The organism is Wolbachia endosymbiont (group A) of Icerya purchasi, assembly GCF_947251635.1.
In the GTDB taxonomy this organism is placed as follows: Bacteria; Pseudomonadota; Alphaproteobacteria; order Rickettsiales; family Anaplasmataceae; genus Wolbachia; species Wolbachia pipientis.
The window spans coordinates 279,862-294,326 of sequence record NZ_OX366357.1 but is presented as its reverse complement, the minus strand read 5'-3'; the positions used below and the strand labels follow the sequence as shown (position 1 = coordinate 294,326).

Genomic DNA, 14,465 nt, shown 5'->3' with positions numbered 1-14,465 from the left:
TAAAGAGGTTTTTATGAGTTTTACTTTACCTGAATTACCATACGATAAAACAGCTTTGGAGCCTTATATATCTGCAAAAACCTTAGATTTTCATTATGATAAGCACCATAAAGGATATTTAAATAAACTCAACGAGCTAGTTGAAAATACGGATTATCAACATGTAAAAATTGAGGAATTAATAACAAAAGTGCATGGTAATAGAGGCAACTTGCCTATATTTAATAATGCAGCACAAGTTTGGAATCACACTTTTTATTGGAATTCAATGAAAAAAAATGGTGGTGGTAAGCCTAAAGATGGTAGTCTTCTAGCAAAAAAAATTCAAGACGATATCGGTGGCTTTGATAAATTTTATGAAGAATTTTCGAGTCATGGAGTAAGCCAGTTTGGCAGTGGATGGGTATGGTTAGTGCTCGAAAAAGGTAGGTTAGGAAAGCTCAAGATCACCAAAACTCCAAATGCAGATTTGCCATTAATTTATGGTCAAGTTCCATTACTCACTATGGATGTGTGGGAGCACGCCTATTATTTAGATTGTCAAAATCGTAGAATTGACTACATAAAAGTTTTCCTTGACCATTTAATTAATTGGGATTTTGCAGAAGAAAATTTAAAAAAGAACACATAAGATGAATGTACCCCAGGTAACAAAATTAGATAAAGGTCTGCGCATAATAACTGAGCAGGTGCGTGATGTTGATTCCGTAGCTTTAAGCATACGAGTTGGTGTTGGCAGTAGAGCGGAAAGTGCAAATCAAAATGGAATATCCCATTTTCTAGAACACATGGCTTTCAAAGGGACGAAGACAAGGACTGCATTTGAAATTGCAAAAGCTTTTGATGACATAGGTGGAGTTTTCAACGCTAGCACCGGCAGAGAAAGCACCACCTATTATGCAAAAGTCCTCAAGAAAGACATAAAAACTGGTATTGATATATTAATAGATATATTGATGAATTCTACGTTTCCAGAAGATGAATTGGAACGTGAGAAGGGTGTTGTAATACAAGAGATTTTTCAAACTAATGATTCACCAAGTGACATTATTTTCGACAAATATTTTGAGGCAGCTTATAAAGACCAACCTTTCGGCAGGTCAATCTTAGGCACGCAAGATACTGTAAAATCTTTTACTCGAGGAGATCTAGATAATTACATAAATGAGCATTACTTTGGTGAGAATATGCTATTTGCCGTTGCAGGAAATGTTGAACATGAAGAAGTTGTTGCATTAACCAAAGATTTTCTCTCAAAGATTCATTCTAAAAAGCTGAAAAAAAGCCAAAATGCGAGCTGTACTGGTGGTGAGTATTTAGAACATCGTAAATTAGATCAGGTACACTTGCTAATTGGTCTACCTAGTGTTTCTCGCCATGACGATAAATATCACACGTTTCAAGTGCTTGATTCTATATTAGGGAGCGGAATGTCATCACGTTTATTCCAGGAAGTAAGGGAAAAGCAGGGATTCGCTTACTCTGTTTATTCATTTAATTCCAGCTATACTAATACAGGAATATTTTCCATTTTTGCTGGTACAGACAGTAGTAACTTAGATAAGCTTTTAAAATCTATAACAACAGAGTTGAAGAAGTTGTCTACAGATGATTTGAAGGAAGAAGAAGTAAATAGAGTGAAAGAGCGAGTAAAATCCCAAATTTTAATGTCGCGCGAAAGCGTGAGCTCACGTGCTGAAACATTGGGGCACTACTACGGTAACTATAATAAATATATCAGTAAAAATGAATTAATAGAAAAAATTAGCGCAGTTACCACTGCTAACGTAAAAAAAGCAGCAAAAGAATTGTTATCTCAGCATGAAAAAACCACTCTAGCTGCAATTGGAGAAATTAAATCATTGCCAAGTTACGATAAAGTGGTTTCTATGCTTAAAGCTTAGTGTACTTTAATTATGTTGCTTAAGCTCACTAAAAAGTTCAATGAACGGTTGCAAAATCCTTTCTATAAAAAGTTTGCTTTCTGGTCCATCGCGTATATTACTCATCAGTTTATTCAAAGTTTTCTCGCTGTTTCGTAAAAATAAATAGCTTTCTACTGCTTGTACACCAGACAAGACAGTCAAAATTCCTCCTATCACTAGACAAGCAGCTATAGCAGGTACGGTACCCACTGCAATTGCAGTTGCGATTAATGATAACCCAGCTAAGAATGTAACGGCTTAAACGCAAAACGCTATTTGATGTTTTTCTTTATTGTTAACCATAAATACCTCACAAAAACTATATTTCTAACATACCAGTGTTATCATGTATTGTCAAGTTTTTAAAGAAGATTAAAAAATGCAACGCACATGTGCAAAAGACGCTAACTATGGATTAGCCAAGGAAGAAAGAGGAAGGCTTTTTCTGTTTTAGGGAATATAAAATAAGCGTAGAAAAATATGAACTAGGTGTATAATTCACAGTGTAATGGTATCTCACTAATCCAATTATTTTTCTCCCGATCTAGCCTATCATCTAATATAGCCTGCCTTATTGATGCCATTAACTTATTCATGAAGAAAATATTATGAATGGTAACGAGCGTGTAAGCCAGGAGCTCTTTAGCTTTCAGTAAATGGTGTATATAAGCTCTTGAATGTTTTCTGCAGGTAAAACATAAACAGTCACTTTCAATTGGGTTATCATCCAACTCAAATTGTTGATTCCGCAAATTAATATGCTCTTTGCACTTTGAAGAAATAGAATTTCTGTTTTTTACTTTAACAAGTGCGCCACCATGCCTTGCTAAGCGGGTTGGATGCACACAATCAAATGTATCAATTCCAAGACTAACTCCGCGAAAGATGTCCACAATCCCACCAATACCAAGCAAATGAGTAGGCCTGTCTTTTTTCAGGTGGTCCATAGTGAAAGAAACTACATCGTACATCTGCTCTTTACTTTGACCAAGTGATCCACCTATTGCTTGACCAAAAAATGGCAAATCGTTGATAAAATCACAACTTTCTCTACGCAGATCGTGATATATTCCGCCTTGACTAATTCCATACAGTGCCTGCTTGCCATTATTGTTTTTTTCAAATTCATTTAAAGAACGTTCAGCCCATCTGTGGCTCATGAGCATTGATTTTGCTGTGTACTCTTTGCTTACGTGAAATGGAGTGCATTCATCTAAAACCAGGATTAAATCTGCACCTAATTTCTGTTGAATTTGTATAGATTTTTCAGGGGTTAAACAATAAGTTTTGCCATTGATGTAAGAACGAAAAATTGCTCCATCCTCATTAATTTTGATCAGAGTTTTTTGTTTTTTTCTTATTCCTTTTATCTCTTCCGAAACAGATCCGTGGCCTAAACTAAATATCTGATATCCACCTGAGTCAGTTAGCATTGGCCCATTCCATCCCATCATCTTGTGCAAACCACCAAGTTTTGCAACGGTATTCTCTCCTGGTTGAAGCATTAGGTGATAGGTGTTGGAAAGTATTATCTGAGTACCTGATTCACTTATTCTTTCGGTATCTACAGCTTTAATTGCAGCTTTTGTTGCGCAGAATATAAAAGCTGGTGTTTCTACGTTTCCATTTGGAGTTTTAATTGTTCCAACTCTTGCAGAACCTGACTGCTTGATTATCTTAAATGCAAATTCTTTTTTCATCTATTTGCCTGAAAGTTCTGCTATGATGTTTTCTACTTTCTCAGGAGTAAGATTTTCATAAAAGTCATTATTGATCTGCACAACGGGAGCATTAATGCATGCACCGAGACATTCAACTTCTTTTAAAGTGAACAAATTATCTTTAGTAGTCTCACCGATATTGATTCCAAGTTTTCTTTTAAAGGTATTTAAAACTTCTTCACTATTGCACAACCAGCAAGGAGTTGTTCTACAAATTTGTATTAGATATTTGCCTGCTGGTTTTAAATTATACATGGTGTAAAAATTTGCCACTTCATATACACGAATATGTGGAATATGCAGCATATCAGCAACATAACGCATAGCAGATTCAGAAACCCATCCGCATTGCTCTTGAACCAGATATAGTAAAGGCATAACAGCACTACCTTCTCTACCTTTGGGATACATCTCTATAAACTTTCCCGCTTTCTTGAGGTTTTCTGATGTAAAACTAAACTGCTCTTCTTTTTCTATCATTCATGAGACTCGTGTAAACTTTAACAGATTATACCTGTAGAACCAATGATTGCAATTGTTGGTTTTTTGAGAAATAGCGTTTTGCAGTATCATACTACCCATACTGCCCAACTTGTAAATTCTTTTGGCTTGGCTATAGGGTTCAGTTAAACAAAATCTGGTCATGCGCTAGCTTCAATTATTTGACGTAACCATAAATTTGTTTCGGTAAATCTCAATTATTTTAGCTACAGCTAACTACTTTAAAAAATGCTTAAGAAATTATGGTATATTATTTATAAATATACTATTCTTGACATTTATTATAAATGTTGTGTATAATAAACTATATTTATTAATATGAGGTTAAACTATGAGTAAACAATTAAACTTATGGATACAGGAAACTGGTGAAGAGAATTTTAGAAAATTTACTACGTCAATATTAGGCAGTGAGGAAAAAGATAGAGAAGAAAGGCTTCGAGCTCATACCACAACTATTTATAGAAATTATGAACAGAGTCATAATCAAAAGCATTTTAGAGAAAATAAATTTGCTTCTGGTGCAGTAGTGATAGCATCTTGTGCTCTGATTCTGTTGTCTCGATATTTTGATTTAAGAGAAAAAGTGCAAAGACCGCTTGAATACATGGCACTTGCATCAATTGTTATTTTTGGAGTTGGATTTTTATATTCACTTTATCAAGAAAACGAATATAAAGTTTCTGATAAAAGGGAAAAATATGGATCAGATTACGAAAAACATCAAATGCTTCCTGAGGTTCAAACAATTATGGATGAGCTAAAGGCAGAAGCCCTAGGAAAGAGTCAACAAAAATCTTAGTCAAAACTTGCGATTCCGCTACCTGTTAGCGGAATCTGTACAATACATAGCGAATTTTGCCTTTAGGATAGATTATATAGTTTTAGATACTTTATCCTCTCCTCATCTACAAACGCGAATTCTGGATTAAAGGAGAATAGAAAAGGCAGAAAACAGGGTAAACTCAGCAATTATAAAAAAATAGATGAGGTTACCCATGGAAGATATAACAAAACTGTTTTGTTTGGTCGATGATTTTTGCAGAGATATAGAGAAAAATTTTGCAGGCAAACTACTGCCAAATGGTAAAAAACCCACAAGAACAACGGAAATTGAGCACTCTGAAATCATGACAATAATCCTGCTATATCAACAATCTCCGTGTAAAAATTTCAAAACTTTCTATCTACATTACCTAACGTTGCTCTACAAATCAGAGTTTCCAAAGTTGCCTTCATATACCAGGTTTGTTGCTCTAAAGCCTAGGGTTTTGTGGCATTTAGCAATGTTGTTGCATTGGCTTTGTGGACAGTCAGAAAACACTGGAATTTCATATATAGACACAACTCCCATTGCAGTTTGTCATGCAAAAAGAATATCCAAAAACAAAGTTTTTGCTGGAATTGCAAAATTAAGCAAGAGTACTTACGGCTGGTTTTTTGGTTTCAAATTACATATGGTAATCAATGAAAATGGTGAAATTCATGCACTTACGCTAACAAAAGGCAATGTTGATGATAGGATACCTGTGCCAAATTTGACGGAAAAATTAACCGGCCTTTTGTTTGGTGACAAAGGTTATATTGCAAAAGAGCTTTTTCAGAAGCTGTTTGACCGAGGTTTGAAACTTGTTACCAAGGTGAAAAAAGGTATGAAAAATACATTAATTTCGCTAAATGAGAAGATTTTACTGAGAAAAAGGTCTATCATTGAGACTGTTTTTGGTTACCTAAAAAATAGACTAGAAATTGAACACACTCGCCATAGATCCCCTGTTGATTTCTTGGTTCATATCTTTTCTACTCTCATCTCCTATTCCATCAAATCCAAAAAGCCTTCTATTTCCTATACTTCCTTCCTTAATCCAGAATTTGCGTTACAAGGAGAAATTGCACGGCTTTTGCCAGACGAAACGCCTTCTTCTTCGCTGGAAGATCTTGGATATGAATCATTATTTGTCAGTCGCTCATCCACTCCGATCAAATTGCCAGATTTACCGTGGACAGAACGTTGTAAACGCAGTCAATTTCGGAATGTAGAACTTGACAATACAACAAATTAGTCTTATTATAAAATAAACCATGCAAGATAATGAACCCAATAATATGTGCACTGGATACACAAGACTTAAATGAGGCTATTTCTCTAGCTAATGCTCTGTGTGGTAAAGTTGGCATGGTAAAGCTGGGATTAGAATTTTTTGCTGCTCAAGGTCTTTCTGGAGTCCAAGAAGTTGCAAAATGCAATGTACCAATTTTTTTAGATCTGAAATTGCATGATATTCCAAACACTGTAGCCAAAACAGTTGAAGTAATAAAAATTCTGAACATTGAAATGTTAACTCTGCACATCAGCGGTGGAACAAAAATGCTTGAAGAAGCGCTAAGTGTAGTGCAAGGCACAAAAATAAAGCTGATTGGAGTGACAGTGCTAACTAGTATGAACAATGAGGATTTAAACGAGCTTGGAGTAGCAAGAGAGGTAAAATCACAGGTAATTTTGCTTGCAAAGCTTGCAAAAAAGATTGGACTCCATGGAATAGTCTGTTCTGCATTAGAAGCTCAAGAAGTGCGCCGAGAATGCGGTGAAGACTTTAAAATTATTACTCCAGGAATTCGTATAGATCCAGGTCATGACGACCAAAAAAGAACAGTAACACCAAGAGAAGCAATAAATTCAGGAGCTGATTATATTGTCATTGGCAGACCCATTACAAAAACTGCAAGTAGTGCAGAATTAATACTGAAATCCCTTATCTAATTGAAGTAGATAAAAAAAGTGCTTGACACAAAAAAAACAAACGTTATATAGTGCTATTACCTTTCATTTTACCTCGCTTAATTTAATTACTGGATTAAGCTTACAGTACTAAGCGTGGCACAGAGTGCCACGCTATTTTCCGGTTTACATTTTCAACAGATAAAAAATGATGCCATTTCAGTGCCAAGCACATAACTGTACGGATATTCATTTTTAAAGGTAAATTGCACAACAGATGATGTCATTCCAGTCTGGAATCCAGAAATTTTGCTTATAACTGAGCTGATGAGCTAAAGGTAGTTGTCTTACGCTAAAACAAACGTTTTTAATTAAGTTGCATAGAAGTTGGATCCCAGTGTCAAGCACTGGGATGACAAGAAAGGGAGCACTGGAATGACATCGTTTACTATGTACCATATTGCAATATTCGTACAACTGTGGGAAACATCTATGGGTGCCGTTCCTATTACCTTATTTCCATTCTAATTTCATTTTCAAAACGCGAATTCTGGATTAAAGGAGAATAGAAAAGGCAGAAAACAGGGTAAACTCAGCAATTATAAAAAAATAGATGAGGTTACCCATGGAAGATATAACAAAACTGTTTTGTTTGGTCGATGATTTTTGCAGAGATATAGAGAAAAATTTTGCAGGCAAACTACTGCCAAATGGTAAAAAACCCACAAGAACAACGGAAATTGAGCACTCTGAAATCATGACAATAATCCTGCTATATCAACAATCTCCGTGTAAAAATTTCAAAACTTTCTATCTACATTACCTAACGTTGCTCTACAAATCAGAGTTTCCAAAGTTGCCTTCATATACCAGGTTTGTTGCTCTAAAGCCTAGGGTTTTGTGGCATTTAGCAATGTTGTTGCATTGGCTTTGTGGACAGTCAGAAAACACTGGAATTTCATATATAGACACAACTCCCATTGCAGTTTGTCATGCAAAAAGAATATCCAAAAACAAAGTTTTTGCTGGAATTGCAAAATTAAGCAAGAGTACTTACGGCTGGTTTTTTGGTTTCAAATTACATATGGTAATCAATGAAAATGGTGAAATTCATGCACTTACGCTAACAAAAGACAATGTTGATGATAGGATACCTGTGCCAAATTTGACGGAAAAATTAACCGGCCTTTTGTTTGGTGACAAAGGTTATATTGCAAAAGAGCTTTTTCAGAAGCTGTTTGACCGAGGTTTGAAACTTGTTACCAAGGTGAAAAAAGGTATGAAAAATACATTAATTTCGCTAAATGAGAAGATTTTACTGAGAAAAAGGTCTATCATTGAGACTGTTTTTGGTTACCTAAAAAATAGACTAGAAATTGAACACACTCGCCATAGATCCCCTGTTGATTTCTTGGTTCATATCTTTTCTACTCTCATCTCCTATTCCATCAAATCCAAAAAGCCTTCTATTTCCTATACTTCCTTCCTTAATCCAGAATTCGCGTTTAAAACATAAAAAACGCCAATATTTTAAAGCGGATAATAACCCCAGGGCTTCTTTTGCCTTTTTTTTATTTGGTAAATTTCTTAATATTTATAGCTAACATGAAGCTAAGTACGAACTTTGTTAAATACAACAAATGGTGTCATTCCAGTGCTTGACACTGGGATCCAGGAATTTTATTAAGTTGGCGAGCATAAAAATAGCTGTTTTATCTTAAAATACAACGTTTTAATGATTATGAAAAAGCTGGATTCCAGTGTCAAGCACTGGAATGACACCGAAGGGGCTACTGCTGTCATAAAGGAACCAGTGTCAGCTACTTTCATGACACCATTCTTTTTTCTGGATCCAAGTAGTCAGGGCACTGGGATGACAGGAGAAGGAAGCACTGGAATTGGGATGGAAAAGGCTATTTGTGTGATGCCAATGAGTGATAGAAAGTCCTACAATAAGTCATTAATTGCAAAAATTTAATATAAATTATAAAATAAATCCACTGAATAAAAAATATATGCTAATTAGTACAACATCAGAACTGGAGAATACATGTGAAGAGTTAATAGCAAAAAAGCCGAAATTTATAGCAGTTGACACGGAGTTCATTAGAAATAATTTAATCTACTACCCAAAATTATCGTTAATTCAAATTTCTTACGGAGAGAAGAGTTTTATTGTAGACGCATTAGTGCCAGAAATTGATTTATCATTCATTAAGAAAATAATGCTAAATCAGGGGATAACCAAAGTGTTTCATAGCTGCCGGCAGGATATAGAATCCTTACTCACTGTGTTTAAATGTATTCCCACTCCCATTTTTGATACCCAAGTTGCTGCTATGTTTTGTCATTATTATCATGACTTTATTGGTTACTCAAAAGTAGTGGAGCAATATCAAGGAATAGCACTGGATAAAATTAAAGCTAAAAATTCAGATTGGTTAAGGCGTCCGTTGTCCGAAGATCAGTTAGATTATGCAGTAAACGACGTGGTACACCTATATGACCTATACCAAATATTGTGCAATAAACTTGAAGAAAATAATAGGATGGGTTGGTTTCAAGAAGAGATGGAATCAATAGTTGATATAAATAAGTATTTACATAGCCCAAAAGATGCATGGAAGAGGATTAAATTTAATTATGAAGTAAATCCAAGATTGATACTAACTGTTAAAGCAGTTAGTGAGTGGCAAGAAACCTTAGCACAGCGCTATAATATGAACCGTAATAAAATAATCAATAATGCTGTAATAGCTGATTTTATTGAAAAAAATGTAGAGCATGTTGATGAGATTTTAGATGATCTCAAGAGGAATACAAAAAATATAAAAGATGCGGATTTACTAGAGTTTGTGAATATTTTTAATGAAAATGAGAGAAATTGGATGCAGCAGAACAACACCTTATCGAGTAATTATGACAAATCTGTACTTGATATACTCTCAATTATTTTAGATAGTAAATGTAAAGAAAGTAACATATCAAGGAAATTAGTTTCTTCAAAAGATGAGTTAACCGGGTCAATATCTGGACAGACAGATAAATTATTCAAGGGATGGAGATATGATTTTTTTGGCAGGTCAGTTGAATCATTTTTGAACACAAGCTCAAAATTTGAGATTTCAGCAGTGAAATCCGCAAATAATATAACCAAAATTCAGAGTAATTTAGTGGAGAATAACTGTTGCTAAAGTAACTTAGATTTATCGACAATCGTCATCCCGCTACGTGTTAGTGGCTAAGAGATACCGCGGCGGTATGACGGTTAAGTAGGGTGTCATCCCAGTGCCCTGACTACTTGGATCCAGGAAAATTGATTGTAAACGAGCAAACATTTTCGATAAAATTACCAAAAAGCTAGATCCCAGTGTCTGGGCACTGGGATGACACCATAGGGGCTACTTGGATGACAGGAGAAGGAGGCTACTTAGAGGACTAAAAAAGGATGTCATTCCAGTGCTTAACACTGGAATCCAGTTTTCCATATAATCTCATCGAAAGCGTTGTAACCACTTTCCGTGCTAGTTTACAAGCAAACTTTCCTGGATCCCAGACTGGGATGACACCATTATAGAGTGAACCAGTGTCAACTTAGGATGACACCCTGACAACCGTCATCCCGCTGCTTGTTAGCGGGATCTAGAGATACCGCGGCGGTATGACGTAGAGCTACGTGTTTAGGTTTAATGAATCCACTATTTTTTTTACTTGAGAAAAAACATACTCTTTGCTTACACTGGTATCGATAATAAAGTCACTCATCTTCCTTTTCTCCTCAATAGATAACTGAACATCGGAGATTAGATTAAGTTTTTCTTTATCTATGTTGCGTTCGTTAAGTCTTTGAGCTTGCACAACGCTATCTGCATGAACAAAAACAATAAGGTCGCAATATAAATAAAATTTTGTTTCTAATAGAAGTGGCACATCTAAAACTAAAAGTTTTCTATCGATCTTTTTTTCCTTGGCAATAAAAAATTCTAATTCACGCAGCACAGCAGAGTGAACCAAAGATTGAAATTGTTTCCAACTTTCATCATAGGCTAAAAAATATTTAGACAGTACTGTTCTATCTATTTCATCATTTGCCACCACTCCAGGAAAATTTTTCTCTGCATAACTTATTATGCTTTTATCCACTTTATAAAGTTGGTGTACAACAGAATCAGCATCAAATACAGCAGCACCAAACTCTTTAAAGTAATTGGCTACAAAGCTCTTTCCTACTCCAATCCCACCTGTTAAACCTATAATCATATAGCAAAATGCATTAACTTCTTTTGAAACTATAGCTAAGGTTTCTCTATATATATTAACTAGATTTTCTAGATCCCAATGTCAAGCACATAACTATACGAACATTTATTTGCGAAGGCAGTGTGTTAAATGTTATAGCCGATTTTGCCTCAAACACAAAGATGTCATCCCAGTGCCCAGACACTGGGATCCAGGAAAATTGATTGTGCACTATAGCAACATTTTTGATCAAAAACTGGATTCCAGTGTCAAGCACTGGAGTGACACCCTTCCGGTGGAAATTGCTCTCAAACTACAATATTTGTGCAGCGTGGATAGGATAGGCTTTGTTAGCTATAGAGGCTCTGATGATACAAGAAAAAATAAACAGCTATCATTTTTTTAGTAATTAAGTAAAATAGAGTGAAAGATTGCGAGGAAGTTTTGAAAAATAAGATAAAAAAGATAGTAATTTCAGGAAAGGAAGTGTGGCCAATCATCGAGGGCGGCAAAGGCATTGCAGTTAGTGATGGAAGATCAAGCGGAGCATTTGCTGCAGCAGATGCTGTGGGTACATTTTCTGGTGCAAATGCTAAGCTTATTGATGATAATGGTGAGTTAGTGCCACTGATTCACAAAGGCAAAACAAGAAATGAAAAGCATAATGAATTGATTGAGTATAGTATTAAAGCTGGAATTAGTCAGGCAAAAATAGCAAATGAAATATCAAAAGGCCATGGAAGAATACACATGAATGTACTTTGGGAGATGGGGGCAGCAGAACGCGTGCTTTATGGCATATTGGAAAGAGCAAAAGGCTTAGTTCATGGTATTACCTGCGGTGCTGGTATGCCTTATAGGCTTGGGGAAATTGCAGCTAAATATCAGGTTTATTATTACCCTATTATCTCATCAGTGCGTGCTTTTAAAGCATTATGGAAACGTACTTACCAAAAAATATCTTCCTATTTGCTTGGTGGAGTAGTGTATGAAGATCCATGGCTTGCTGGAGGGCACAATGGACTGAGTAACAGTGAAGACCCAGAGCTACCACAGGCTCCATTTGAAAGAGTTGCAGAGCTTAGATCTTTCATGAACGAGATCGGTCTTTCAGAAACACCAATTGTTATGGCAGGAGGAGTGTGGCATTTGAAAGATTGGGAACATTGGTTTGACAATCTGCAAATTGGACCAATAGCTTTTCAGTTTGGCACTCGTCCACTTTTGACGAAAGAAAGCCCAATTTCTGCAGAGTGGAAAAAGAAGCTACTCACTTTAGAAGAAGGTGATGTATTTTTAAATAAATTCAGTCCAACAGGGTTTTACTCATCTGCAGTAAAAAATAACTTCATACGTGAGTTGCAGGAACGGAATTCACGTCAAATAAAGTTTTCAGAAAATGCTAGCGAAGAATTTAATAATGAATTTGCAATGGGTAGCAGAGGTAGAAAGATCTACCTTACTGCAAAAGACAAAGAACTGGCAAATACATGGACTAAAGCAGGGTATACAGAAGCAATGAAAACTCCAGATATAACTGTTATTTTTGTGACGCCAGGCAGGTTTGCAGAGATAAGACAAGATCAAATCAATTGTATGGGATGCTTAAGTCATTGTTTGTTTAGCAATTGGAAAGATCATGGTGACCATTCAACAGGACGAAAGCCAGATCCGCGTAGTTTTTGCATACAAAAAACACTGCAAAACGTTATACACGATGGTGATATTGAGAACGAACTCATGTTTTCCGGGCACAATGTGTACAAATTTAAGCAAGATCCATTTTATGAGAATGGCTACGTACCGGCAGTAAAAGAACTGGTGGAAAGGATATTGACTGGGTATTGAGTCAGCAGTGGCCTGAAAAGTCCATTTTTCACTTTATAAAATGTTTATATTTTACTACCTACTTTATTTGAATAAGTTCTTCTGCCACACTTGAACGAATATCAAAAAAGATTGAATATTTGTATAGAATAGTGTATAATTATTAATCTTTTCTCAGTATTTTTACTATGGCTTTATCTAAGTTTCTCGACCCTAAGCTGGATTTAACCTTCAAAAAAATATGTAGGGTCGAGAACTGGCGCGCCTACTTTAGGGTTTGGTGGCTGATCCATTGTTTTCACAACAGGCCTCAATCCAAATTCCCATGTTAACGTTTCCAGCTCCCGCCTCGTCAAACGCAGCATCCGCACTACGCTTTCCTAGCAGATTCTTTACCAAAGTTTATAACATATTGTGCTGGTGATGCTTTCGGTTTGTAATACCTTATTCTGTAGTCTGAATATAGACCCAGCGTTTTGTATATCCATTCGCTACTCCACTTCTTCCAACCAAACCCTTTCTGACCTTACCCAGAAAAAGTGGAGAGAAAGTTTGGAATGTTTTTTACAAAAAGAATGATGCATCAAATTGTTCTGGAATGCAATAGTTAATAGTGACGTTGTTTGTTAGGGAATGTTCAAAAAAGTGTGTCAAACCGCATTTTTAGTTCAACTCAATTTTCAATCTATCAGGAAAGAAAATATCAAGTTGAGAGATAGTTAATGCCCAATCAGATATAGGCATCGTCCACTTTTCCTCTACCTTTTTTATAGCACAATATACCTGTTTGTACAAGGCATTTGTACTAGTAAATGAGCCCTTAGTTTTAGTGAATTTTCTAATCTGTCTATGCAACCCCTCAATAGGATTGGTAGTATAAATTAGCCTCCTGATTGGGCCAGAATACTTAAAATAGCCGGATCCAATTATTCTGCCACGATTTTACAACCAATGGGTACTTTTCTCCCCATTTTTCTTCTAGCTCAAGTAAGTAATTCTCGGCAATTTCTCTGCTTGCAGCACGATATATTTTTTCAGATCATTCATGAAAACTTTCACATCTTTGCTTGATACATATTTCAGTGAATTCCTTATCTGATGCACTATACATAGCTGTACTTCTGCTTTAGGAAACGCACTATTTATAGCTGCAGGAAAGCTTTTTAGCCCATCTACACATGCAATCAGAATATCTTCTACTCCTCTTTCTTTGAGGTCATTTAGCACTCCCAACCAAAAGTTAGCTCCTTCACTTTCAGCAAAATAAAAGCCCAAGACTTCTTTTCTGCCATTTTGGTCTATGCCCAATATATTGTACATACATTTACTTACGCAATGTCCATCCTCTTTGACCTTAAAGAACATCCCATCCATAAATACTATCGGGTATACTGATTGCAGTGGACGACTACGCCATTCATTTATTATAGGCAGTAATTTGTCGGTAATACTTGATATCTCTGCAACCGATATTTTGTGATCATAAATTTCCTCAACGTGTGACGCTATATCTCTATAGCTCATACCACTGGC

At 35.8% G+C, this 14,465-nt stretch carries 14 protein-coding genes and 2 pseudogenes; 10 read left to right on the top strand and 6 right to left on the bottom strand.

Translation table 11 applies throughout. The features are described 5' to 3' along the window. Positions 1-13 precede the first annotated feature (13 nt). Together OPR17_RS01550 and OPR17_RS01545 are read left to right on the top strand one after the other, a co-directional pair. Positions 14-631 carry a superoxide dismutase gene (locus tag OPR17_RS01550; protein WP_265021862.1) on the top strand — a complete coding sequence of 206 codons (618 nt, stop codon included), beginning with the start codon at positions 14-16 and terminating at the stop codon, positions 629-631. Position 632: 1 nt separating this feature from the next. Continuing rightward, positions 633-1,904, top strand: coding sequence for a M16 family metallopeptidase (locus OPR17_RS01545; RefSeq protein WP_265021861.1), 1,272 nt, complete (start codon positions 633-635; stop codon positions 1,902-1,904). Between the two features lie 6 nt (positions 1,905-1,910). Here OPR17_RS01545 and OPR17_RS01540 read toward each other — a convergent pair whose 3' ends face one another. The 3 genes from OPR17_RS01540 to nuoE form a co-directional block, all read right to left on the bottom strand. Next, positions 1,911-2,135 carry a WD_0736 family protein gene (locus OPR17_RS01540; protein WP_458694341.1) on the bottom strand — a complete coding sequence of 75 codons (225 nt, stop codon included), beginning with the start codon at positions 2,133-2,135 and terminating at the stop codon, positions 1,911-1,913. Positions 2,136-2,410: 275 nt separating this feature from the next. Further along, positions 2,411-3,625, bottom strand: a complete 1,215-nt coding sequence (gene tgt, locus OPR17_RS01535) for a tRNA guanosine(34) transglycosylase Tgt (RefSeq protein ID WP_265021859.1) — start codon at positions 3,623-3,625, stop codon at positions 2,411-2,413. Further along, positions 3,626-4,126, bottom strand: a complete 501-nt coding sequence (nuoE, locus tag OPR17_RS01530; protein ID WP_265021858.1) for an NADH-quinone oxidoreductase subunit NuoE — start codon at positions 4,124-4,126, stop codon at positions 3,626-3,628. It abuts the gene before it with no gap. Positions 4,127-4,478: 352 nt separating this feature from the next. Between nuoE and OPR17_RS01525 the strand changes: the two genes are divergently transcribed. From OPR17_RS01525 to pyrF, 3 genes and pseudogenes are all read left to right on the top strand, one after another. Continuing rightward, positions 4,479-4,949 (top strand): hypothetical protein, encoded by a 471-nt coding sequence (locus tag OPR17_RS01525; RefSeq protein ID WP_265021857.1) that lies wholly within the window; start codon positions 4,479-4,481, stop codon positions 4,947-4,949. Positions 4,950-5,145: 196 nt separating this feature from the next. Then, positions 5,146-6,009 (top strand): annotated as a pseudogene (locus OPR17_RS01520) (IS982 family transposase); the annotation flags it as partial. 230 nt (positions 6,010-6,239) lie between these two features. Beyond that, the gene (gene pyrF, locus OPR17_RS01515) at positions 6,240-6,908 is read left to right on the top strand and encodes an orotidine-5'-phosphate decarboxylase (protein ID WP_265021856.1); all 669 of its coding nucleotides are present in this window, start codon (positions 6,240-6,242) and stop codon (positions 6,906-6,908) included. Positions 6,909-7,121: 213 nt separating this feature from the next. Here the strand turns inward: pyrF and OPR17_RS01510 are convergent, their stop codons facing one another. Beyond that, positions 7,122-7,325: a hypothetical protein gene (locus OPR17_RS01510; RefSeq protein WP_265021855.1), complete on the bottom strand. Its 204-nt coding sequence runs from the start codon at positions 7,323-7,325 to the stop codon at positions 7,122-7,124. A 166-nt stretch (positions 7,326-7,491) separates the two neighbouring features. On the opposite strand from OPR17_RS01510, the gene OPR17_RS01505 reads away from it, so the two are divergent. The 4 genes from OPR17_RS01505 to OPR17_RS01490 all read left to right on the top strand — a co-directional run bounded on the left by OPR17_RS01505 (position 7,492) and on the right by OPR17_RS01490 (position 10,443). Further along, positions 7,492-8,382, top strand: a complete 891-nt coding sequence (locus OPR17_RS01505; protein ID WP_265021854.1) for an IS982 family transposase — start codon at positions 7,492-7,494, stop codon at positions 8,380-8,382. Positions 8,383-8,607: 225 nt separating this feature from the next. Then, the gene (locus OPR17_RS01500; protein ID WP_265021853.1) at positions 8,608-8,844 is read left to right on the top strand and encodes a hypothetical protein; all 237 of its coding nucleotides are present in this window, start codon (positions 8,608-8,610) and stop codon (positions 8,842-8,844) included. 37 nt (positions 8,845-8,881) lie between these two features. Beyond that, the gene (locus tag OPR17_RS01495; RefSeq protein WP_010962422.1) at positions 8,882-10,060 is read left to right on the top strand and encodes a ribonuclease D; all 1,179 of its coding nucleotides are present in this window, start codon (positions 8,882-8,884) and stop codon (positions 10,058-10,060) included. A gap of 254 nt (positions 10,061-10,314) precedes the next feature. After that, positions 10,315-10,443, top strand: a complete 129-nt coding sequence (locus OPR17_RS01490) for a hypothetical protein (protein WP_265021852.1) — start codon at positions 10,315-10,317, stop codon at positions 10,441-10,443. A gap of 95 nt (positions 10,444-10,538) precedes the next feature. Here OPR17_RS01490 and coaE read toward each other — a convergent pair whose 3' ends face one another. Continuing rightward, entirely contained in the window at positions 10,539-11,126 is a 588-nt protein-coding gene (gene coaE, locus OPR17_RS01485) for a dephospho-CoA kinase (RefSeq protein ID WP_265021851.1), read from the bottom strand. A 423-nt stretch (positions 11,127-11,549) separates the two neighbouring features. Here coaE and OPR17_RS01480 point away from each other — a divergent pair, with 423 nt between their 5' ends. Next, the gene (locus OPR17_RS01480) at positions 11,550-12,953 is read left to right on the top strand and encodes an NAD(P)H-dependent flavin oxidoreductase (protein WP_265021850.1); all 1,404 of its coding nucleotides are present in this window, start codon (positions 11,550-11,552) and stop codon (positions 12,951-12,953) included. 642 nt (positions 12,954-13,595) lie between these two features. Here OPR17_RS01480 and OPR17_RS01475 read toward each other — a convergent pair. Continuing rightward, a pseudogene (locus tag OPR17_RS01475) lies at positions 13,596-14,456 on the bottom strand (IS256 family transposase). Positions 14,457-14,465 lie beyond the last annotated feature (9 nt).

Coding starts and splice junctions, on each gene's coding strand:
- OPR17_RS01550 (WP_265021862.1), top strand. CDS start 14: ATGAGTTTTACTTTACCTGAATTACCATACGATAAAACAGCTTTGGAG.
- OPR17_RS01545 (WP_265021861.1), top strand. CDS start 633: ATGAATGTACCCCAGGTAACAAAATTAGATAAAGGTCTGCGCATAATA.
- tgt (WP_265021859.1), bottom strand. CDS start 3,625: ATGAAAAAAGAATTTGCATTTAAGATAATCAAGCAGTCAGGTTCTGCA.
- nuoE (WP_265021858.1), bottom strand. CDS start 4,126: ATGATAGAAAAAGAAGAGCAGTTTAGTTTTACATCAGAAAACCTCAAG.
- OPR17_RS01525 (WP_265021857.1), top strand. CDS start 4,479: ATGAGTAAACAATTAAACTTATGGATACAGGAAACTGGTGAAGAGAAT.
- pyrF (WP_265021856.1), top strand. CDS start 6,240: ATGAACCCAATAATATGTGCACTGGATACACAAGACTTAAATGAGGCT.
- OPR17_RS01510 (WP_265021855.1), bottom strand. CDS start 7,325: ATGGTACATAGTAAACGATGTCATTCCAGTGCTCCCTTTCTTGTCATC.
- OPR17_RS01505 (WP_265021854.1), top strand. CDS start 7,492: ATGGAAGATATAACAAAACTGTTTTGTTTGGTCGATGATTTTTGCAGA.
- OPR17_RS01500 (WP_265021853.1), top strand. CDS start 8,608: ATGAAAAAGCTGGATTCCAGTGTCAAGCACTGGAATGACACCGAAGGG.
- OPR17_RS01495 (WP_010962422.1), top strand. CDS start 8,882: ATGCTAATTAGTACAACATCAGAACTGGAGAATACATGTGAAGAGTTA.
- OPR17_RS01490 (WP_265021852.1), top strand. CDS start 10,315: ATGTCATTCCAGTGCTTAACACTGGAATCCAGTTTTCCATATAATCTC.
- coaE (WP_265021851.1), bottom strand. CDS start 11,126: ATGATTATAGGTTTAACAGGTGGGATTGGAGTAGGAAAGAGCTTTGTA.